This window comes from Bradyrhizobium sp. 195, from assembly GCF_023101665.1.
In the GTDB taxonomy this organism is placed as follows: domain Bacteria; phylum Pseudomonadota; class Alphaproteobacteria; order Rhizobiales; family Xanthobacteraceae; genus Bradyrhizobium.
Window position 1 is genome coordinate 2,602,965 of the sequence record NZ_CP082161.1, and the last position, 21,267, is coordinate 2,624,231.

18 protein-coding genes and 1 tRNA gene are annotated in these 21,267 nt (G+C 61.0%); 11 read left to right on the forward strand and 8 right to left on the reverse strand.

Annotated elements, in window-relative coordinates; genetic code table 11:
• Nucleotides 1-56: 56 nt before the first annotated feature.
• Both IVB26_RS12120 and IVB26_RS12125 read right to left on the reverse strand, forming a co-directional pair.
• The gene (locus IVB26_RS12120; RefSeq protein ID WP_247971864.1) at nt 57-1,712 is read right to left on the reverse strand and encodes a bifunctional metallophosphatase/5'-nucleotidase; all 1,656 of its coding nucleotides are present in this window, start codon (nt 1,710-1,712) and stop codon (nt 57-59) included.
• Between the two features lie 181 nt (nt 1,713-1,893).
• Complete coding sequence (locus IVB26_RS12125; RefSeq protein WP_247971865.1) at nt 1,894-2,652, reverse strand: enoyl-CoA hydratase-related protein; 759 nt, start codon at nt 2,650-2,652, stop codon at nt 1,894-1,896.
• Between the two features lie 243 nt (nt 2,653-2,895).
• Here IVB26_RS12125 and IVB26_RS12130 point away from each other — a divergent pair, with 243 nt between their 5' ends.
• On the forward strand, nt 2,896-4,131 hold the full coding sequence (locus tag IVB26_RS12130; protein WP_247973139.1) for an MFS transporter: 1,236 nt from the start codon (nt 2,896-2,898) through the stop codon (nt 4,129-4,131).
• A gap of 115 nt (nt 4,132-4,246) precedes the next feature.
• On the opposite strand, the gene IVB26_RS12135 is transcribed toward IVB26_RS12130, so the two are convergent.
• The gene (locus tag IVB26_RS12135) at nt 4,247-6,025 is read right to left on the reverse strand and encodes an acyl-CoA dehydrogenase (RefSeq protein WP_247971866.1); all 1,779 of its coding nucleotides are present in this window, start codon (nt 6,023-6,025) and stop codon (nt 4,247-4,249) included.
• A 266-nt stretch (nt 6,026-6,291) separates the two neighbouring features.
• On the opposite strand from IVB26_RS12135, the gene IVB26_RS12140 reads away from it, so the two are divergent.
• Nucleotides 6,292-6,366 (forward strand) — tRNA-Gln (locus IVB26_RS12140).
• 553 nt (nt 6,367-6,919) lie between these two features.
• Here the strand turns inward: IVB26_RS12140 and IVB26_RS12145 are convergent.
• Entirely contained in the window at nt 6,920-7,354 is a 435-nt protein-coding gene (locus IVB26_RS12145) for a DUF2721 domain-containing protein (RefSeq protein ID WP_247971867.1), read from the reverse strand.
• A gap of 170 nt (nt 7,355-7,524) precedes the next feature.
• Between IVB26_RS12145 and IVB26_RS12150 the strand changes: the two genes are divergently transcribed.
• On the forward strand, nt 7,525-7,773 hold the full coding sequence (locus IVB26_RS12150) for a hypothetical protein (RefSeq protein ID WP_247971868.1): 249 nt from the start codon (nt 7,525-7,527) through the stop codon (nt 7,771-7,773).
• Here IVB26_RS12150 and IVB26_RS12155 read toward each other — a convergent pair.
• Together IVB26_RS12155 and IVB26_RS12160 are read right to left on the reverse strand one after the other, a co-directional pair.
• Nucleotides 7,763-8,770 carry a SphA family protein gene (locus IVB26_RS12155; RefSeq protein ID WP_458309367.1) on the reverse strand — a complete coding sequence of 336 codons (1,008 nt, stop codon included), beginning with the start codon at nt 8,768-8,770 and terminating at the stop codon, nt 7,763-7,765. The genes IVB26_RS12150 and IVB26_RS12155 overlap by 11 nt on opposite strands.
• Nucleotides 8,771-9,142: 372 nt before the next feature.
• Complete coding sequence (locus tag IVB26_RS12160; RefSeq protein WP_247971869.1) at nt 9,143-9,844, reverse strand: hypothetical protein; 702 nt, start codon at nt 9,842-9,844, stop codon at nt 9,143-9,145.
• A 241-nt stretch (nt 9,845-10,085) separates the two neighbouring features.
• Here IVB26_RS12160 and IVB26_RS12165 point away from each other — a divergent pair, with 241 nt between their 5' ends.
• The 5 genes from IVB26_RS12165 to IVB26_RS12185 all read left to right on the forward strand — a co-directional run bounded on the left by IVB26_RS12165 (nt 10,086) and on the right by IVB26_RS12185 (nt 14,231).
• Complete coding sequence (locus IVB26_RS12165; RefSeq protein WP_458309368.1) at nt 10,086-10,754, forward strand: hypothetical protein; 669 nt, start codon at nt 10,086-10,088, stop codon at nt 10,752-10,754.
• A gap of 345 nt (nt 10,755-11,099) precedes the next feature.
• Complete coding sequence (locus tag IVB26_RS12170; protein WP_247971870.1) at nt 11,100-12,533, forward strand: DUF1254 domain-containing protein; 1,434 nt, start codon at nt 11,100-11,102, stop codon at nt 12,531-12,533.
• Nucleotides 12,534-12,926: 393 nt separating this feature from the next.
• Complete coding sequence (locus tag IVB26_RS12175) at nt 12,927-13,499, forward strand: DUF1254 domain-containing protein (protein WP_247971871.1); 573 nt, start codon at nt 12,927-12,929, stop codon at nt 13,497-13,499.
• A 28-nt stretch (nt 13,500-13,527) separates the two neighbouring features.
• Nucleotides 13,528-13,857 (forward strand): hypothetical protein, encoded by a 330-nt coding sequence (locus tag IVB26_RS12180; protein WP_247971872.1) that lies wholly within the window; start codon nt 13,528-13,530, stop codon nt 13,855-13,857.
• Nucleotides 13,848-14,231: a DUF1214 domain-containing protein gene (locus IVB26_RS12185; protein ID WP_247971873.1), complete on the forward strand. Its 384-nt coding sequence runs from the start codon at nt 13,848-13,850 to the stop codon at nt 14,229-14,231. The genes IVB26_RS12180 and IVB26_RS12185 overlap by 10 nt, the downstream gene beginning before the upstream one ends.
• Nucleotides 14,232-14,387: 156 nt before the next feature.
• Here IVB26_RS12185 and IVB26_RS12190 read toward each other — a convergent pair whose 3' ends face one another.
• Both IVB26_RS12190 and IVB26_RS12195 read right to left on the reverse strand, forming a co-directional pair.
• Nucleotides 14,388-14,786 (reverse strand): hypothetical protein, encoded by a 399-nt coding sequence (locus IVB26_RS12190; RefSeq protein ID WP_247971874.1) that lies wholly within the window; start codon nt 14,784-14,786, stop codon nt 14,388-14,390.
• A gap of 200 nt (nt 14,787-14,986) precedes the next feature.
• Nucleotides 14,987-16,669 carry a tannase/feruloyl esterase family alpha/beta hydrolase gene (locus IVB26_RS12195; protein ID WP_247971875.1) on the reverse strand — a complete coding sequence of 561 codons (1,683 nt, stop codon included), beginning with the start codon at nt 16,667-16,669 and terminating at the stop codon, nt 14,987-14,989.
• Between the two features lie 375 nt (nt 16,670-17,044).
• Between IVB26_RS12195 and IVB26_RS12200 the strand changes: the two genes are divergently transcribed.
• From IVB26_RS12200 to IVB26_RS12210, 3 genes are all read left to right on the forward strand, one after another.
• Complete coding sequence (locus tag IVB26_RS12200; protein WP_247971876.1) at nt 17,045-18,967, forward strand: AMP-binding protein; 1,923 nt, start codon at nt 17,045-17,047, stop codon at nt 18,965-18,967.
• A 276-nt stretch (nt 18,968-19,243) separates the two neighbouring features.
• The gene (locus IVB26_RS12205) at nt 19,244-20,143 is read left to right on the forward strand and encodes a LysR substrate-binding domain-containing protein (protein ID WP_247971877.1); all 900 of its coding nucleotides are present in this window, start codon (nt 19,244-19,246) and stop codon (nt 20,141-20,143) included.
• Nucleotides 20,144-20,387: 244 nt separating this feature from the next.
• Entirely contained in the window at nt 20,388-21,263 is an 876-nt protein-coding gene (locus tag IVB26_RS12210; protein WP_247971878.1) for a Bug family tripartite tricarboxylate transporter substrate binding protein, read from the forward strand.
• Nucleotides 21,264-21,267 lie beyond the last annotated feature (4 nt).

Sequence of the window (21,267 nt, forward strand, 5' to 3'; positions counted from 1 at the left end):
TATGCGCTTGGGCGGCAATGGCAAAGGGTTGTCCGGCCCGGCCGGTTTGATCCGGATCAATTCACGCGCAGGATGCGGCTCGGCGGTAGCGGACCGATCGGCCCGTGTGCCCGGAAGAACGCAAACAGCGCGTCCGCGTCGTAGCCGCCATATTGTGGCGCCGTGCCTTGTTTGGCGACGGTAAAACCGTCGCCGCCGACGGCGAGGTAATCGTTGAGGGTGACGCGGTAGCCGCTTGCAGGGTCGATCGGCCTGGCGTTGAGCGTCATCTTCTCGGGGATCACGCGCTCGCCGAATGGCTTCGCCGCATCCCAGGCATAGCTGAATCCGTTCGACACCTGGAGGATGCGCGGCCGCTTTGGGTCGAGCCATTGCTGCTCGAGCATGTCCTTGAGCTGACTGCCGGTCAGCGTCATCGTGACGAGGCGGTTGCGGAACGGCTGGCTGGCGAAAACGTCGCCGAAGGATATCGCGCCGTTCTCCTTCGGGACGATGTCGGTGCGGATGCCGCCGGGATTGGTGAGCGCGATGACAGCGCTCCCATCTTTGGCTTCCCTGGTCGCGGCAAGCTGCGCGTCCGCGATGACGTCGCCGAGCGGGCTTTCGCCGGCCTCGTTCGGCACGCGCGACAGCGTCTGCGTCACCGATCCGGCCGGCCGGTTGGCGATCGGCGCTGAGAGCCTGTCGTAGGCCTCGATCAGCGCGGTCTGTTCCGCGTCCCTCGCCAGCGAGGCATTGGCGACGATGACGTTCTCGGCCCTGGCGCCGACGATGTCGCGCGTTGTGGGATCGAGCTTGAGGTCGATCGCGGTGACCAGCGTGCCGTATTTGTCGCCGCTGGTGACGAGCCGCCCGTCGATGTCGCAGACATAGGCGCGATGGGTGTGGCCGCTGACGACGACGTCGACGGCACGGTCGAATTTCTTGACGATGTCGACGATCGGCCCCGTGATAGTCGGGCATTCATTGTAGTCGCCGGCGGGCTCGCCGCCCTGGTGGATCAGCACCACGATCGCCTCGACGCCCCGCGCCTTCAGCTGCGGCACGAGCGCGTTCACCGTCTCGGCTTCGTCGCGGAATTCGAGCCCGGCGATGCCCGACGGCGAGACGATGCCCGCGGTCTCCTTCAAGGTCAGCCCGATGAAGGCGACGGGGATGCCGTCGAATTCCCTGATCTCGTAGGGCGGCAGCACGCTGTTGCCCGTCGCGGTTTCGATGGTGGATGCCGCGAGATAACGGAATTTGGCGCCCGTGAAGGGGTGCGGTCCCTGGCAGCCGTCGAGGGGATGGCAGCCGCCGTTCTGCATCCTGAGCAGCTCGGTCTTGCCCTCGTCGAATTCGTGGTTGCCGACCGACGTGATCGCAAGCCCCATCATCGAGAGCGATTCGATCGAGGGCTCGTCGTGAAACATCGCCGACAGGAACGGGCTCGCGCCGATCAGGTCGCCGGCGGCGACGAAGATCGTGTTCTTGTGTCCTTCGCGCAGCTGCTTGACCAGCGTCGCCATGTATTCGGCGCCGCCGGCCGCCACCATCACCTTCCTGGCCTTATCCTCGGGATCCCCGACGCGGATGCCACCCGGCGGCGGGCGCAGATTGCCGTGGAAATCGTTGATCGCGAGGATGCGCAGCTCGACTGGCGCGACGGTCTGGGCCGAGGCGGGGAGGGTGCTGGCAAGGGCGAGGGCGGTGAGGAGGGATCGGTATCGCATGGAGCCAAGATTAGACATTCCGCGCGAAGTTTTCACGAAGCATCTCGCCGTCATTCCGGGGCGACGCGCAGCGTCGAGCCCGGAATCCATTGTGCGGCGGAGTTGGTTGATGAATGGATTCCGGGTTCGCGCCAAGGGCGCGCCCCGGAATGACGGCGGTAGGTGGAGTGCTGGCTCGTACCTACCGCTTCTTCCTGTTCGCGAACGCATTGAATGCCGCCACCGCTTCCTCCGATTTCAGCCGCTCGCCGAACAGGTGGCCTTCCTGGTCGATGCGGCGGGTGAGCTCTTCGGCCGGTGTGCGTAGCAGTTTGCGCGAGATCGCGGCCGCCTCGGCCGGCAGCCGGCAGATCTCGCGCGCCACTTTGCGCGCCTCGACCTCGGTATGTCCCGGCGACACAACGGCGTTGACGAAGCCGGCAGCATGCGCGTCTGCGGCGGAAAAAGTCCGCCCCATCACCAGCATCGCGAAGGCGCGCTGGTAGCCCATCGTGTTCGGCATCAAGAGGCTGGCCGCGCCGACCGGGACAAGTCCGAGATGGATATAGGGTGCGGAGAAGGTCGCAGCGTTCGAGGCTAGCACATAGTCGCAGTGGAATAGCATCACGGTACCCATGCCGATCGAGGCGCCGTCCACGGCTGCGATGATCGGCTTGGTATTGAGGGCGAGCGAATAGAGAAATTTTGCGCCCTCCGACAGCGTCTCGGGGCGCGAGGTGTCGGCGTGCATGAAATCGTCGATGTCGTCGCCGGCGGTGAACACGCCGGAGCCACCGGTGATGATCATGCAGCGGATATCAGGGTTGTTCTGCGCGGTGTCGATCGCGCGGCCCATCTCCCGGTACATGTCCTGGGTGATCGCGTTTTTCTTGCCCGGGCGACGCAGGGTGATCACGCGCGTTCCGCGCTCCTCGGTGATCACGATGTTGCCATTCGGCATGAGAGCCCCCCGCGCTCGCTGCGACGCTCGCCGCTTCGCGAGTCTCGCCAAGCGTCAGCCTACATCATCCCGCAGGCCTGCCAATGCGCTGGCTCGATCTTTTCGGCGCCAATTTCCGCACGGCCGGCGCATGGCAGCCGTTGCCGCGGCGCGCCGCAACAATTGGCTACAATGTTTCATTTGAAAAACCGGTGGTTGTGGTGCACGATCTCACGCGGTTCCATTTGGCCGATTGCTCGATTGATGATTGCCGCAACCCGCGTCGACGAATCCTCGCTGCACTACCGCGGCTGGCGCGTCGTGCTGGCCTGCTTCCTGATGGCCTTCTTCATGTTCGGCTTCGGCCTGTACGGCCAGGGCGTCTATCTTGCCGAGCTGCAGCGCGCTCATGGCTGGCCGGGTACAGTGGTCTCCGCGGCCAGCACTTTCTCGTTCCTCCTGACCTCCGTGCTCGTCATCTTTACCGACGATCTGCTCGCCCGCATCGGGTTGCGCTCGCTGATCCTGTGCGGTCTGGTCGCGCTCGGCGCCTCGACGGTGCTGCTGGCGCTGATGCAGACGCCCTGGCAGCTCTATCTCGCCTATGGCCTGATGTCGGTCGGCTGGACCGGCATGGGCACCGTGGTGATCGCGACTGTGCTGAATTCCTGGTTCGAACGCCGGCGCGGGCTCGCGCTCAGCCTCGCGTTCAACGGCGCGACCTGCGGCGGCATCGTCCTCGTTCCGCTGCTGCTGTCGCTGTCGGGGAGCATCGGCTTTCGGTCTGCCATGCTGGCGGCCACGACGGCGATGATGGTGCTGGTGCTGCCGGTGGTCGTGATCTTCATCGGCTGGCCGACCGGGATGTCGCTGGCATCGGACGGGCGTTCCTCCGGCGGCGCGGCCGCACCGGGCCGATCCCGCAGGGCGCTGCTCGCCAACGCGGCGTTCTGGACCATGGTGTTGCCGATCGCCATCGCGCTGCTGGCGCAGATGGGATTCATCATCCACCAGGTGACGTTTCTCGAGCCGCTGATCGGCCGCTCCGCGGCAGGACTCGCGGTCACCGTCATGGCGGCGATGGCGGTGGTCGGCCGCCTCTCGCTCGGCCTGTTCGTCGACCGGCTCGATCCGCGGCTCGCCTGCGCGGCCTCGATGACGAGCCAGGCGGCGGCGCTGTTCGTTCTCCTGCAGAGCACGAACCCGACGATGCTGCTGCTGTGCTGTGCCGTCTACGGCTTCTCGATCGGCAACATGATCACATTCCCACCCTTGATCATCCAGCGCGAGATCGGCGCCAGCGCCTTCGCCGCCGCCATGGGGTTGGGCACGTCGATCAGCGGCATCGTCAGCGCCTTCGGTCCAGGCATCGTCGGGCTGGTACGGAGCTTCACCGGCAACTACACGACGGCGTTTGCGATGTGCGTGGTGCTGGATCTCGTCGCGGCGGGCATCGTGCTGTGGCGGCCGGGGGGAAGGGCGAAGCTCGCAGCGTCGTAGCCCGTAAGGGTGGATTGGCGAAGCGTAATCCAGCTCTTCGGTTCACCAGCAGGCGGGAACGGTGGGTTACGCCTACGCTAACCCACCCTACGCATCGACGCTCGTGGCAAGCAGCCTAGCCCAGCAACACCGCATCCGCCGCGGCGACCGACTCTGCGCTTTCCGTCACCGTGCGCTCGAGCGCGGGCGCCTGCACCGTGATGTTCTCGGCGAAGAAGCGTGCGAGCGAGACGTAGCGCGCGGCGTCCGTGTTGCCGTCGGCCTTGGCGGCGACCGCCTCGGAGGCGAGCAGGCAGCCGCCGAGCGTGGCGCCGAACTGCTGCAGATAAGGCGTCGCACCTGCAAGCGCATCGTTCGGTGCGGATGCAACGCGCTCCAGCAGCCACTTGCTGGTGCGCATCAAGGCCTCGAGTGCCTCGCGCAGCTTCGCGCCCGTGGTGCCGAAAGCAGGATCGTTGGAGGCCTCGACCTGTTTGATGGTGGCCGCGAGCTCCTCGAGCAGCGCCCACACGGCAGCGCCGCCATTTGCCGCCAGCTTGCGCGTGACGAGGTCGATCGCCTGGATGCCGTTGGTGCCCTCGTAGATGGCGGTGATGCGGGCATCGCGATAGTGCTGCGCCGCGCCGGTCTCCTCGATGAAGCCCATGCCGCCGTGGATCTGCACGCCGAGATAGGCGACCTCGTTGCCGATGTCGGTGGAATAGCCTTTCGCCATCGGCGTCAGCAGCGCCGCGCGCGCGGCGGCATCGGCCCGCACCTTGGGATCCCTGGCGCGCGTCGAGACGTCGATCGCGACCGCCGTCGCATAGCAGATGGTGCGCGCGGCGGCCGTCTGCGCCCGCATCCGCATCAGCATGCGCTTGACGTCGGGATGAACGAAGATCGCGTCCGCACCATCGCCCTTGCTGCCGACGGCGCGGCCCTGCTTGCGCTCCTGGGCATACGACAAGGCCTGCTGATAGGCGCGGTCGGCAACGCCGACGCCCTCCAGGCCGACGCCGAGGCGGGCCTGGTTCATCATCGTGAACATGCAGCGCATGCCCTGGTTCTCTTCGCCGATCAAAAAGCCGATGGCGCCGCCATGATCGCCCATGGTCATGGTGCAGGTTGGGGAAGCATGCATGCCGAGCTTGTGCTCGACGCCGCTGGCGAAGATGTCGTTGCGCGCGCCGAGCGAGCCGTCGGCGTTCACCATGAACTTCGGCACCAGGAACAGCGAGATCCCTTTGGTGCCGGAGGGCGCATCGGGCAGGCGCGCCAGCACGAAATGCACGATGTTGTCTGTCATGTCGTGCTCGCCATAGGTGATGAAGATCTTCGTCCCCTTGATGCGATAGGTGCCGTCGGCCTGCTTCTCGGCGCGGGTGCGCAGCGCGCCGACGTCGGAGCCGGCCTGCGGCTCGGTGAGCTGCATCGTGCCGGTCCACTCGCCGGAGACGAGCTTTTCGAGATAGATCCTCTTCAGCTCGTCGCTGCCATGTGCCTCCAGCGCCTCGATCGCCGAGGCCGTCAGCAGCGGGCAGAGGCCGAAGGCGACGTTGGCGGCGCTCCAGATCTCGGTGCAGGCGGCGTTGATCGCGAGGGGCAGGCCCTGGCCGCCGAAATCTTCGGGGCCGGACACGGCGTTCCAGCCGCCCTCGGTCCAGCGCTTGTAAGCGTCCGGCCAGCCCGGCGCGGTCGTGACCTTGCCGTCGCTGAGCTTGATGCCGTGCTCGTCGCCGACCTTGTTGAGCGGGGCCAGCACGTCAGTTGCGAACTTGCCGGCTTCCTCCAGCACGGCCGCGGCGATGTCGGCGTCGAAATCGCCGTAATGACCGGCTTCCACGGCAGCCTTGAGGCCGGCGCCATGGTTGAGCGACAGCAGCATGTCATTGATCGGCGCGCGGTAGGTCATGTTTCACTCCCGTAGACAGGTCTTGGCGCCGTATTCCCACGAAACGAAGGCGGTCTCAATGGGCCCGGAGATGGCGCCTGCCCGGAGCGGAGCGACCCGGATGTCTCTATATAGTCTCTATATAGAGTGAGGAGGGGCGGTCGGTGGACCCGTGTGGTATTTTGCCCCTCCAGGCGGTTGAAATGCCGCGCCGCTCCCTATAGACCGGCAGCGACCGGATGGGAATCCGCGGTAGCCTGATCTTCCGCGGTCCGTCGGTCGCCTGTTGGGGCGTAGCCAAGCGGTAAGGCAGCGGATTTTGATTCCGCCATTCGGAGGTTCGATCCCTCCCGCCCCAGCCATGCAGTCCTGCGGTTAGCTAAAGTTTGCAACCTGCGCCTCACGCGCCCGGAAATCCGGGCTTTTTCCCCATTCAAGTTGGGTCTCCAGGCTCCCGGTCTTGCAATCTTCGGGGCTGAATGGCGGAAAGTCTCCGGCTGTTTCCCGAAAAACTCCTGTTTCGCAGAGACTATCGGCGGAGATTGGTCTTGGGCGAAAGCAGTCTCAGCGGGATGTATCTCTTCAAAGAAACGGTACTATCCGACAACGCTACCGCGAACTTTACGGCAGGCCTACGGCCCGTTAACCATCAGCTCAAGCCGTCGCAGGCCGCGGCGGCACTCCCCAATCTGATCGCAGTTCGCACATTGGCGATAAGTCACAGGTGACATCGGCATCTCGATTTCGCGCAGATCCACGATGGAGGAAAAGCGACGATCCAGCGACGACGGATGCGAAGGCTGCACCGTTCGTTCGGCGCCGGTGCAACCGACCGTGCGGTTTGCAATCTGTCGAAGCCGGCGCCGCCCCGCCTCACGAAATTGTCGGTCGCTAACTCAACGGTAGGCGCGCAGATTAGCCGTGATGGTCGAATTCGCTGAGGGCAATTCGAACCTCCCGCGCAAAATCAACCAGCGATACGGTGAACGCCGCGACCGCGACAATAAAAAGGATTGCAACGCCGCGCTCGTGTTGAATTCCGTAGAACGCGCTTACGAACGCCACAACGATCAAAATGCTGGTCGAGATGCTTCCCATTATCGACCAGAAGATGGCGCGGTTGATCATCGCTGCGCGCCGGACCAGGCGTGGCAGATCGGCTTTCAGCCGGGACCTGATCACGTCTTCGTCGTGAATTCCGTTCAGGTAGATCGTTCTGTCGATGATCCTGTTCTGGCGGGCTATCAGCAAGGCGATGAACGCTGCCAACGCACCGAGAAGAAACGCGGGGGCTGCCGCCTGCGAGATGACATGCGAGAGCTGACTGACAGTAGGAGTGTCTGGCAACATCGGTTCTCACTAGGCTGGCGTTCAAGAATTACCATCGCGCGCCCGAAAAACCGCGCGATCTCTTTGCGTCGAAGTAGTCGCGCGCAGCTTACGCTCGCTTCGCGCGATTTCTATGTAAAATAGCGGCGGCGAGAGCACGCCCGGCCTATTCGGGGGTCGGAAAGAAAAGCTTGCTGGAGCCGCTATACGCGCTTGGCAACGATATCAGGAATGCGCGGAGCGAGGCCGAGCTGGACGAAACTGAAAGGCCGATCGACGACATTCTGAAAGCAGAGCTTTCCAGGAATGCGAGCGGGGAGGGCGGCGGTGACAGCAACGAGATGGCCGCGCTCGGTCTTGCGGCGCAAAGGGTTCACTATTTGCTGCAGCAGCGGCGAACGGTACTTCGCGGCTCGCCGCAGACTGCAGTTAGTTCTTAGCGATCCGTCGTGTTGGCGTCACGGTGCTGGCAGGCGCCATCGGTGAGAGCGAGAATGTCAGCCAGGTATTCCAGCCCGCTGGCCGGTTTTCTGCAGCAAATTCGCCGTATCCTTTCAAATTCAGATAGCCCTGCATGTCGCCAACCGGAAACAAATATCCGATCTGCGGACCGACGCCGAGGACACGCGACCGGAAACCACCCAGGATGGGGTGCTGTCCGGAATCGTCGGTGATCTGCTGATACGCATATCCCACGAGGCCGACAAAGAGCTGCTTCGAGAGAAACTGCGACGCACCCCAGTCGAGATGGAAGTCGATGCCGCTCCGGTATTGCGTGTCCGGATTCTTGAAATTGTAGGTGAAGCCCGCGACGGCCGAAAACTCGTGTCCCGTCTGCGGGTTGAAATAGGTGTACCCGCCGCCGCCATCGACGGCGCCGTGGCCGATGCCGAGATTGGCCAGGCGGTTTGGATCGTAGGCGCCGACGGGAATGTCGCCCGTCACGTAGGTCATGAAGTTGTGGACGCCCTTGTTCCATTTCAGCGTCACCTGCGGATAGAGGTCGCCGATGGAGGTGACGGAGTCGCCGATGCTTCCGATGCGTGTTGTGGCCAACGGTCCGAACCCCGTCGTCAGCGTGCCGCTAAGATCGGCGGCCGACCGCCCGAACAGACCGGTCATGCCAACAGCCAATTGTCCGCCCAGCACCGGTGTTGCAAAGGTGTAAGTGGGATTGAGCAGCACCAGATCGGCCTGCGCATTCAGACGCAGATCCAGGCTGAGGTTTACGGCCGCCGGAAATCGGCCGATCTGAATTTCTCTTGACGCAGCCGCGGCGCCGAACGCCGATACGGTGGTGTGATAGTAAACCTCGGCCATGGACCATCCCGGCACCGCGGGTGTTGCGGCAAGACTGCTGAAGCGTCCGGGAAGCCAATAGGAAACGCCGCTTTCGTCGCCGTAGGCGGCGTCGGATAACGTCGCGGACATCGCCATGATTATACCGACGGCCGAGCAGATCAGCCGGCGATCAGAAATGCGTTCGGGTATGCAGCGCCTCATGTGCTTCCCCCATTGTCCGCTCACGATACTATCCGGCAAGATCGTGAATGTCTCGCCTTGAAGTGGTATACCCTGAAATCGCGTCGCCGTGTTGCCGCGGGGGCACGCTGTTCTTGATCTACATCGAGGCGTTCGCTCAACTCTCTGCGCAGTCGTCGCTTGAGTTAAAAGCGCTGGATGCGGCGTCGCACGGTTCGCCGGCTCCCCACTGGAAGACGAGCGTCGCTCCTGCGGTGTCGCTGTATGGGTTCACTCATTTCGAGCGTTGTTCGTAGGATCGTGCCGTAGGGACGTTGCTGGCATCGACTATTGCAACGGCTGTACCTGCGCTGCCATATCTGGAGCGCGGCTCACCCTGTAGGTCGCGTTGCTGCATTTCAGCACCCAGACGGCATGATCGGGCCGGGAGCGTTTGGCGTCCCTCGTGGCGCGCATGGCCTTGTCACAGACGAAACCCTGCGTGCGGATCTGCGCAGCAAGCATCTCCTTCGGCATTTCTTCCGCGGCTTGCGCGGGAGACATCATAAGGTCGGTAGGAGACCCGCTTCCGGTCAGCAACGATGCGGCGAAGAGAACAACGCCAGCAAACAGATGAATGGGCGCGGAGACATTGCGATGCATCAGAGGGCTCCCGACTGTGCGAACGGTGAACTGCTTGAACAACCCGAGAAGCGCATACGCGCAGCTTTCGTTAAAGGGTTGACCATGTACTGCAACGGCGCCGGATCGATCTGAAACAGCACACCGTCCTTCATCACCGGCGCGTTCGGCCTGACCGGGATTGCGACAATTTGTCCCGTCACTCGGCGTTACTCCCACCACACGGCCGGTCACCGTCACGCGGCCCGACGGCATACGAACATTAAAAAGCGCAAGAAGCGCGTGGATAATATCAAATACGCCGAACAACAGCGAGATCGTTCCCGACAACCCGCTCCACCGCACGATTCTGAGCTTCGAGAATATGAGCCAGGGTGCGACGAGGTAGAGGCACAGAATAACAACCATTACTGGTCCTCACCCTAACATTGTGTTAGAGTGCTTGTGGAGGTAGCTGAAGCATCACCCTTCGAGATTCTGTCAGACTACAAGTCCATCGATTTTAATTCCAGCGCGCGTTTTTGATTCTGCAGACGCCATGTCGCGTTAACTGCAGCCGGTATTGCACGTCTCGATGCAAGGCCTTTCGCTTGGAAACGAGAGAGCTATGACGCCGATCGATACTTCCGCAGGAGAAGGAATTGATTTCATGCGCATTACAAACAATCAGATTTTCGGATTACTGGCTTTGACCACCGCGCTCTACGTTACCGACGTAGCGCTTGCCCAGAATGCGGCGACGCCGCTCACCATGAAGACCATCGGCACGCCATCCACCCCCGCCAAACCGGAGGTCGTGCCCTCGCTGTTCGTACTCAACTCCCGCGGTGCGAGCTTGCAAGGCGACGCCCTGGTTTTGACCGGCGTGTCACCGAGCTCGATCATCTTTGCCGACCGCCCCGTGCGGGCCGCGGGCCACCAGGCCACTGCCGACGTGATCGCGGAATGGGGATCGGGCGAGGACAGCTTTGCCAAGAACCCTCCGAATGCCACCGTCTCCGTGCTCGGCAAGGATGGTTCGGTGAAGGACGCAGTCGTGGTGCTGAAGAATCCGAAGCTCGACGGCGACAAGCTTACCTTCAATGTCCAGACGCTTGAAGGCGACCTTTCCGACGCCGATGGCGGCGCGGCGCTCTTCATCGACATTATCGGCCGGCCGTTCACGCCGTTTTCGTTCGCCGGCGTCGCGCGACGCAGCGCATTCCGTGGTGCGATGTATGCCGGCGCGCTCGGCGCGGCTGCGTACGGAGCGGCTGCGTACTACCACCCATACTACCGTCCGGCTTGTGGCTACTATCCGTACCCGCCTTGCTATTGAGGCCCCGCGAAAGGAGCGCGAGGCGAGCATCAGCGCGCGAAGGCGAGCTGCATGCGTGCCTGCATCGCGAACAACGCGCCGGTATATTGATTTAAATCAATGGTTGTGTCCCACTATTGTCTCATCTACCAGGAGGCAAAATCAGGCCGAGACGTTAGACAAGGAGTTTGCATCGTGACTTCTCCTTTTCACCTTGGCGGCAATGAAGGTAGGGACGGGTCGCTGCGATCACCGCCCGCGATCTTCGCGCGTGTTGAGATACAGGAAGTGTTTGGCGGCCGGGCACATAAGAAGTCGGTTTATCGAAGCACTGTTTCCCCACGGGAATGTAATGGAGACTGTCCAATGAAATTCACCCGTCGCAACGTAACGATTGGCGGCATGAGCCTGCTCGCCAGCGCTTCCATGAGCACGTTGAGCCGCGCCGACTTCGGCGAGCTCCTCGGCATCGGCGAAGGATTCGAAGACTTCGCGCTGGCCACCGACGCCTACATCTTCGGCTATCCGCTGGTGACGATGGAGATGACACGTAGGGTAATGACCAACGTTGCGGCGCCAGAGGGGACGCGAGCGCCGATGGGGCATATCATCAAGCTGCGTCAGTATCCCAACGCGTCATTCAGGGACGTGACAGCGCCCAATGCGGACACGCTTTACACCACGGCGTTCTTCGACGTGGGCAAGGAGCCCTGGGTATTGAGCATCCCCGACATGAATGGCCGTTACGCGCTGTTTCCGATGCTGGATGGCTGGACCACCGTATTCGAGGTGCCGGGCAAGCGGACCACCGGCACTGGCGCGCAGACCTACGCGATCACGGGGCCCGGATGGAAGGGCACGCTGCCGGCCGGCGTGAAGGAATACAAGTCACCGACCAACATCGTGTGGCTCCTCGGCCGCATTTATTGCACCGGCACGCCCGAAGACTACGCAGCTGTCCACAAGCTGCAGGACGAATGCAAGCTGGTGCCCTTGAGCGCTTATGGCCAATCCTACACGCCGCCGTCCGGCACGGTCGATCCGTCGATCGACATGAAGACGGCGGTGCGCGATCAAGTCAACCGCATGGACGCGGTGGCCTATTTCACGCTGCTGTGCAAGCTGATGAAGGACAATCCGCCCACCGCGGCAGATGCACCCCAGCTTGCCAAGTTCGCCAGGATCGGAATCGTGGCGGGGCAGGATTTCGACGCGAGCAAGCTCAAGGCGGATTTCGTCAAGCGCGTTCCGGAAATCGCCAACGACCGGATCATGCTGCAATTCAAGATCAACAAAAACATGAAGGACGAGAACGGCTGGGGCTTCACGACCGCGACAGGCGTCTACGGCGCCGACTACTTGATGCGGGCGCTTCTCACTGAGATCGGACTGGGCGCCAACCGTCCGCAAGATGCCGTGTATCCGACATCGCTGAAGGATGCCGAGGACCGGAAATACAACGGCGCCAACAAGTACGTTATGCGATTCCCTAAGGGACAGCTGCCGCCGGCACAAGGCTTCTGGTCGGTGACGATGTACGACGCCAAGTATTTCTTCGTGGCCAATCCAATCAACCGCTACTCGATCAGTGCCCGGGAGAATTTGAAATCAAATCCGGATGGCTCCACTGATATCTACATCCAGAAGGATTCGCCGGAGAAGGACAAGGAATCCAATTGGCTTCCGGCACCATCCGGCGATTTCGTCCTGATGATGCGGCTTTATTGGCCGAGCGAGAAAGACCCTTCGATCATCGACGGATCGTGGAAGATTCCGCCGGTCAAGAAAGTCGAAGCCTAAAGCTGATGTACCGTGGAGGCCGTCTTCGCAGAGACGGTCTCCTCATTCCCGGGGTGTTCTGAAGCTTTCACCAAAAACGGCAGGCAAGGTGTCTGCCCAAGTTCATCTAGCGGCACAACGGTGTTGCTCCGATTTCCGCTTCGCTAAACGCGCCGATCGACGATGGCTGCTTACGGCCACCAATCCGGCTCTCCCATAGAGAGGTCAAAAATGACAACTCGACGCTCGGTGCTGATCTCCGGAGGATTGATCACCTCGGCGGCCATCGGTGGCCTCTCTGTGACAAATCGATTGTCCGCCATTGACGCCGCGGCCGCGCAAACCGACGATTCGACAAAATAATTCGACTATCAGCTTGCCCACCAGCGCGGGATTGAAGCGGTGCTATGGTCGATGCCGGCCATCAGCGATGTTTTCTTTCGTGAAAGTCTGTTCAGAGACTTTGGCATGAAACCCGGGGACGTGATGGTGATGGGCAAGCCGCTCGTGGCACGCCATGAAGTCCTGACAGCGAACAACCAGGTCAACTACGCGGCAATGCCTTTCGACCTTACGGCGGGACCGCTTGTCGTCGAGATCCCCGCAAGTGGGAGTGACTACGCCATCATCGGCGAGATCTGCGACAATTGGCAGGCGCCACTGGTTGGCGTTGGCGTGGTCGGTCCTGACGCGGGCAGGGGAGGCAAGTACCTCCTCATTCCTCCGGGCTACAAAGACAAGGCACCGGAAGGCTACTTCGCCGTACCGATGGAAGGCTTCCGGGGCACGATGGTCTTCAGGCCAGTGGTCATCGGGAAGGGCACGATGGAAGGGTCCATCGCGCTTGCTCATCAAACCCGCATATATCTGCTGTCGGACGCCGCCGGTCCCAAACCGACCAAAGTCATGGACGGCTGGAGCAAGCCTTGGCACTCGCTGCCGGTGTACGACATCATCTGGTTCAAACCTCGCCAAATTCGTCAATGACGAGCCGATCCGGAACCGGGATAAGGTAATGATGGGAATGCTCTCATCATTGGGCATTGAAAAGGGAAAACCGTTCAAACCTGATGCCACGGTTACAAAGGCACTGAACGCAGCGATCAAGGACGCTTATGCAATCATGCAGCAGGGTTTTGTGACGTCCGGCAAGGCGATGGCCACATGGTGGCCGGATCGCCAGTGGATGAACATCAACCCGCCTTGCTTGCCAATATGGGCGTGGCCTGGTCGTTCGAAACAGCAGATGCGGTCTAATCGTATGACAGGGCGATTGCACCGTTTTTCTGGGCCAACTATCTGCCGCCGAAACTTGGCAGCGAACAACTCTATCTCATGGGCATGAGGGACAAGTCCGGAGCGCTTCTATCGGGCAAACGCAGTTATGTTGTGCGCGTTCCTGCCGATGTGCCGGTCGACAAATTCTGGTCGGTCATCGTCTATAACCAGAACACCAAATCGTTCATTCCGAATGATCTCGACCAAGTGGGATTGGATAGCTATGACAAATCGAAGCTAAAAGCGAATGCGGATAGTTCAGTGAACATCTACCTCGGCAATTCTGCACCAAAAGGCGAGGAGAAGAATTGGCTTTCCCTCCGCCGGCGAAGACTTCTTCGTCATCATGCGCTATTATGGCTCGGGGAAGTCAGTATACGACAAGACGTGGTCAATGTCGGATATCGCGCGCGCTGCCTAGCGATTGAGCGCCACTCCTGACGGAACAGATTAGTCGCACGAAGAGACTGCTCCACCACCCTGGCGCGTCCGTTAAAGCCGTGGATCGAAATCGCAACCTCGCGCAGCTCGCTGTAGGTTGCCATCTGATGTTTGAGGCTCAACCGCTAGAAGGTCAGCTGGGTTTTATCGTCGGTCTCAATGGTTCGACGTGGGCAAGCGCCCCGAAAGAACGACGCCGAGGATCTGGTTCGAGGTCAATTGAAACATTGACGACGCGGCAGCCGTCTCCTTGGCGGGCAAAGAGCGGACAGGCTTTATACTCCGTCGAAAGATCAGCACATCGAGGCCTTCCGGACTTGTTCTCATGACGAAATCATAGTTTGCGAGAAGGCGCGCGGCGACCTGGTGCATATGCCCGTTGTATGTTCCGGTCACGGACGAGTCGAGCGCGCTATCGGTCCGGTAGCGCAGATTGAATTTCCTTTGCATGGCATCGAGCAACCGTCCGAGCGGGACGTCACGGGCATCCAGATGCAATGCCGTTTCATTCCCCTCGATCAACAACTCCTCACAAACTGCCCGTCTGCTGCTCATCAACAGCGATCCCGATAGAACCAATGTTATCAGGACGGCGTTCGGAGACGACCATATTCGGCTCCGTCGGATCACAGGCATCGACGAACATCCATGGCCAACCTCGACGAGCCCCGATCCAGACAAGGCCTGTGTATGCAGTTCATGAGCGAAAGTATGGGCCGGGAGCGCCGCTGATGGCGGGCTCCCGGCCGCGTTGGTCAGCGATTGTCGGCCCGCTCGTCGCGGCCGTGATGGCCGTCGTGATCGCCTTCGTCACGAGAGCATTCGAAGCTTGACGCATCGGTCGTGCTTGCGCCACGCCCTTCATATTTCGCCATCTTCGGGAAGGGGCACAATGGCCGCTGGAACGCGACGCCTTGAGTCCGATCGTCGTTACGGTACTTCGTCGCGATTATCTTTTCCGGAGCTCTACCGAATTCGACCCAGCGATCGAGAGCCGAGAGAATATCACTCTCCGGATCGGAGGGGTTGGGCCCCGTCGCACCGCCTTGGCCGAATGCGTTCGCGCCTGGTCCGCCGCCACAATGAGCCATGCCCGGCACCATGAATAGCCGATAGAATTCGCTGGTGCGCCTCGGTCCACCCATAGCTTCGTTGACTGCCTTGAAGTAGTCGATGTCGCTTTGCGGAGAAATCGCGGTGTCGGCCCAACCTGTATATTGGATCAGTTTGCCGCCGCTTTGCGCGAAAGGCTGCAGATTTGGGTCGACCGAGTTCAGGATCGCGCCAGTTCGGATGCGGGCCTGGCGGAGATTCTCTTCGATGCTGAAGGTGTTGGGATTCCATCCGGAATTGGGAAACACCATGTTTTGGAAGTAACTGTTTCCGAACAGGCCCTGCAGACTTAGAGCCGGGTTGCCGGGACCAAGAATCCAGAGCGGCCAATTGACGGCGACGTTTGCTTCACCGCCTGGGCCGTAGCCCGGGAAAATTCGCGGTGGCCCCGAGAAGATCTTCTGGATTGCCTCGATCTTGTCGGGTGCGAGACAAGTTGCCGAGTTGGTCGCCCTGCACGATAGCTTTTCCAGCTTGAACTTGCACGCCAGCGGGTTGTTCAGAAACTTGTCGGTGCTCAAGCCGCCGTCACGGCCGGCGCACTGTGCGAGCACGGCATTGCTTACCAGGTCGACATCCGCTTGGGAGAGGTCGCCGGCCTTGGTAGCGGATAGAGCTCGTTCGTTCCACAAGAAGCCGGTGAAAAGGTTGGTCCAGTTGTTTGCGGGTGCGCCTGCGACGATGCCGTCGAAATCGCGAGGAAAACGTTGTGCCTCCATCAATGCTTCGCGGCCTCCGTCCGAACAACCCATGAAATAGGATCGCCTCGCGCCGGCGGATTTGAAGGCTTTGATGATCGCTTTGGAGACGTCCGTCGTCTCCTTCAGAGCGCGATAACCGAAGTCGATCAGCTTTTCCGGATGCCCGGCGGCCCAGCTTGCGTCGACAACACTGGCCTGGTGGCCGTCATCGGTTGCTGCGACGGCGTAACCCCGCTGCAGTGGGTCGGCCATTTGCTGATAGGAGATCGCGCCGCAGAAGCCACCGCACCCCACCTGGAGATACTTCGAATTCCATCCCGTTTCGGGGATCCAGACCTCGAAACCGATGTGCGAGTCGCTCGTGGGCGTGGTAAAGCCCGCGACCCGGCAGAAGTCCGGTAGGCCGGTGATGGATTGAGGCGGAGTCGTCGGCGTGACGAACGTTCCGGCCGGAACACTCTGTGCCGTCGTTATCGTCGTATTCGGTCGATGAAAGCTGCTCGCCAGCTGCGAACAGCTCGTCGTCGCCGACGCCGGTGACGCCGCGAACCCGATCACCGTACCCACGATGGCGGCCGGCAGGTACCTTGAAGCTCGTCGTCCAGGTCGTTCAGTCTCGGTCATCTCTCACCCTCCCTTGCTGTGGAATCATTTTGGAGCCGCCAGCTTGACGACGTGACAGCGGCACGTGAGCGCTTGTGCGCCGGTCACGCCGCCGCGTTCACAAATTGGCATTCGGGCAAAGTTCATCCGCGGCCCGCGCTGCTGCGCACGCTCGTCCCTCCCTTGAGCGCCTGCCGTGAGCAGGCTTCCCGACCGATCGCACGATCGATGTTTTTAGGTCCACATGATGGACCTTGATTGAATGTCTCTCGATGTTACGAAGCGCGAAAACGTCTCGCAAGACAACGCGCCAGCTGAGGGCTTCTATTTCATCCACTACTGGTCCAGCATGTGGACTTCGCAGTGACGGAAGTAATCGCCCAGGGAGGGGTGCACATGCCAGATGCAGATGCCGCCGAAAGCGGAACGGGGACTCAAAGCCTCCAGAGAGCCGTCATTCTGCTGCGGGAGGTGGCATCGCATGGCAATCGTGGTGCACGATTGACCGATCTGGTCGCCGACTCCGGACTGAGCAAAGCCACGGTTCGCAGGCTGCTCGCCGCTCTTATCAGAGAGAGCCTTCTGGAGCAGGACGAAAGCACACGTCGCTATTATCTCGGAGCTGACACCTTCGTGCTCGGTACGATCGCTGCAGCACGCTTTGGCACGCACAATCTCAGTCCGAATGCAGTTGCTCGACTGTCGGCTCTGTCGCACGCCAAATACGTCGGGGCTTCGATTCCGCTTGCCGCGCTGCTGTGCGATCGGCACAAGACTTCGGAACGGGGATCGGCGGTGGCCCTGGTTTACGAGAGCGCAGCCGGCCACACCTCCCGCCTCACTTATGCGGAGCTGTCGGACTATTCGCGGCGTTTCGCAGCAGTATTGCGTGGCCTCGGAATAAGAAAAGGCGACGCCGTCGCAACTCTCCTTCCGAAAGGTCCGGAGTTGCTCATAGCGATGCTTGCAACTTGGCGCCTGGGAGCCATTCACGTTCCTCTGTTCACAGCCTTCGGAAGTGCGGCGATATCCTTTCGGCTGACCCATAGCGAGAGCAAGGTATTGATCACCACGCGTTCGCTACGAAGCAGCGCGTTGGACGTTGCGGCTGGTTTGCGCGTCGTTGTTGTCGAGGGTTATGGCGCCGTGCCGGGGCCCACCAAGGACCTATCGTTCTGGTCCAGTCTTCATATGGCTACCCCTCTGGAGAGCGTTACCAGCCTTTGCGGAGAGGACCTCTTCGTTCTCTTGTACACAGTGAGTATCGGAGGAACGCCCAAGGGCATTCCTGTTCCGGTGAGCGCTTTGGCTGGAATCGAGGAGCACATGCGCCTCGGACTCGATCTGCGCGATGACGATGTCTATTGGAATCTCAGCGATCCGGCCTGGGGTGGCGGCCTCTACTACGCGATCATAGGCCCCCTTCTGCTCGGGCGGGCTACCGTGCTCTGCGATGGGCCCTTTGACGCCGGTCAGATCTATCGTGTACTGGCGAAACACAAGGTTACGAACCTGGCGGCATCTCCATACTGGTACAACGCCATGCGAAGTTTCGACAAGATTCAGCCTGCCGCAGGTGAGCTCCGTCTCCGCGTGGCCTCGAGTGTCGGCGAGCTCCTCCCGGACGAACTGATAAATTGGTCCGCCGAAAGGCTGGGCGTACGACTTCATGACCACTATGGGCAAGCTGAAACGGGCGTGTTCGTATCCAATCACCAAGCGGTGACACTACAATTCCGCCGCCCGCCCGGGTCGATCGGTCATCAAGTCCCGGGTTTTAAAGTGGTCATCCTGGACGCTGCAGGTCGCGAATGTCCGATAGGCCAGAAAGGCGAAATCGCCATCGATACTGAAAAATCGCCTTTGCACTGGTTTGACCGGTATCACAATGAAACCGAAGGCACGACAGTCAGGTATAACTTCGGCCGCAGGTACTACCTCACGGGGGACGTCGGCCGAATGGACGCGGACGGGAATGTCTATTTCCTGGGAATGAAGGAAGATGCGATCAGCAGTAGCGGCTATCTGGTCGTACCCAGCCAACTCGAAGCGGCATTGACCTCGCATCCAGCCGTGGCGCAGGTCGTCGTCGTCGGAAGGCCCGATAGGCTGCGCGGTGAAGTCGTGAAGGCGTTCGTTGTTCTCAATTCCGGCCGAAGACCCTCAGCTGACGTCGCGGACGAGATTGCTCAACATGCCCGGGGGCACCTGCCGCCATATTCGCTGCCGCCCGAGATAGAATTCGTGACAGGAATGCCGAGCACCCTCGGAAGGAAATCCCGTCGGCCGGCCGAGAGTGACGTCATCTGGCGCAAATGAGGTCTGGGAACAAACGTTGCCCTTCTCGGCCACTGCCGAATTTGGTGCGCCCGTCGGGCAGTGGGCTTGTGAGCGTCGACCAGGCGACCCTGTCAGGGCTCTCCCTGCCTATGGGCGCATTCGGGACGCTACGTTCTTTCTTCCTTACTGTGACCGGCTTGACCTGCTCCACGATATGCCCCCCGTTCAATTTGGCTAGGCGTTATTCAACGGAGAATGAGCTTTGTCGGGTGAACGTTGCACTCGTAAGGTCTAGGCTGCCATGGGAGGCTGAGAGTGGAATTGCGCCGCTTGAAATACATGTCCGTGCTGGCCGAGGAATTGCACTTCGGAAGGGCAGCCGAGCGTCTGGGCATTGCGCAGCCGGCACTCACGCAGCAAATTCGGGCTCTCGAGCGCGAGCTGGATGTCGAGCTCTTCCACCGAACCAAGAGATCCGTGAAGCTCACCGTCGCCGGTCGGGTCACGCTGAACGAGGCGATCAGAACCCTTCAGCAAGCTGAAAAGACCGCGCTGGTGGCGCGCCAGGCAGGTCGCGGCGAACTGGGGCACATCGAAATTGGATACGTGGGGTCAGCTATTTTCACGGGCGTCCTGTCGAAGGCAATCGCCCGGTTTCGCGTAGGCAATCCTCTCGTGGAGTTTCGCCTGAACGAAGTCGGGATCGTCCAGCAATTGGACGACGTCAGCAGTGGCCGCCTTGATCTCGGCATCCTTCGTCTTCCCGTGAAGTCGGTGCCGACCGGCGTTGGGATCATGTCGCTGCATCGCGAGCCGATCATCTTGGCGATCCCGCGCGGCCATCAGCTCGCGCGGCAAAAGAGCGTCACGCTGAGCGCGTTGAAGTCCGAGCCATTCGTCGCCGTGCAGATTCAGGAAGGAAGCGGCTTTAACGCGCAGGTTGCCCAGATATGCGCCGCAGGCGGATTGTCGCCTCAGATCGCGCAACGCGCGGGACAATTCACGGCTCTTGCCGGGCTGGTCGCGGGCGGCCTCGGTGTGGCGTTCGTACCCGATTCACTTCGGAAGCTGCGGATTGACGACGTGGTGTATCGGCCGTTGGCGAAGATCAATCAGCAGTCCGATCTGGCCATGGTCTATCGCAAGTCAGAGCGAGCCCCTGCCGTCGTCGCGTTCCTCGATCAGTTGAGAAAGCTGGCGCGGCCGTCACCCTGATGATGGTCGCGGCTAATACGATCTTCTTATTAAATTGGAGGGAATCATTATTGGCTGCAACAACGCTCCGCTCGGTAGTCTCCTTTGAACGCCTCTAAAGATTGGCGACGGGGAGGATGACTGAGGGGACAAAGTGGCGGTAAGGCCCATCACCCGGCGAGACGCGCTGGCTTTGACATTGTCTGCAGCCGCCGGAGTACGATCCGTCCGGGCGGAGGGTCGATCGTCGGATCGTCCTCTTCGAATGGTCGTTCCTTATTCGCCGGGCGCTTCCACCGACACCGTGGCGCGCCTCGTCGCTCGTCATATGGGCGACTATCTCAAACAATCGATCGTCGTGGAGAACAGGTCTGGCGCCGGGGGAACGATAGGTACGGGAGAAGTTGCCCGATCGGCAGCAGATGGCTCCACGATTCTGTTGGGCAATCTCAGCACGCTCGTACTCAGCAAATTCCTGTTTCGAAACTTGAACTATGCGGTCGATCGAGACCTCGTTCCGCTCGGCCACATCGCCTATATCCCGAACATTCTCGTGGTGAACAGGGACGTCCCGGCGACGAACCTGCGCGAGTTGATTGCTTATCTGAAGGCGAGTCCTGGCCGCTACAGCTTTGGCAGCGCCGGCCAAGGCACCATCATGCACTTGTCGGGAGAGCTGTTTCAGAAGCTTGCCGGCGTCGAGATGGTTCATGTCCCCTATCGCGGCACGCAGCCGGCGCTGCAGGATCTCATCGCCGGGAACATCATGATGATGTTCGACAACGTCCCCGGCACAATCGGCCTCATTCAGTCGAATACGATCCGTCCGGTTGGAGTATCCACGGATGTCAGGGTGCCGGCGCTGCCAGGCGTTCCAACGATCGCCGAGGCGGGCCTTTCGGAGTTCGTCAACAAAAGCTGGTTTGCGGTATGCACGCGCGCCGGGATTCCCGCAACAGCCAGAGCCGAGCTGGAATCTGCAGCTCTTTACGCGGTGAACCATCCAGAGACCAAAGCTCGGCTGACAGATCTCGGAGCGATCCCCGCTCCGATGAACGGTGCGGATACAGAGAAATTGCTGAAGAGTGAGGCCGACTATTGGGAGCCCTTTGTGAAGTCCTTGAACATAACGCTCGACTGACCGG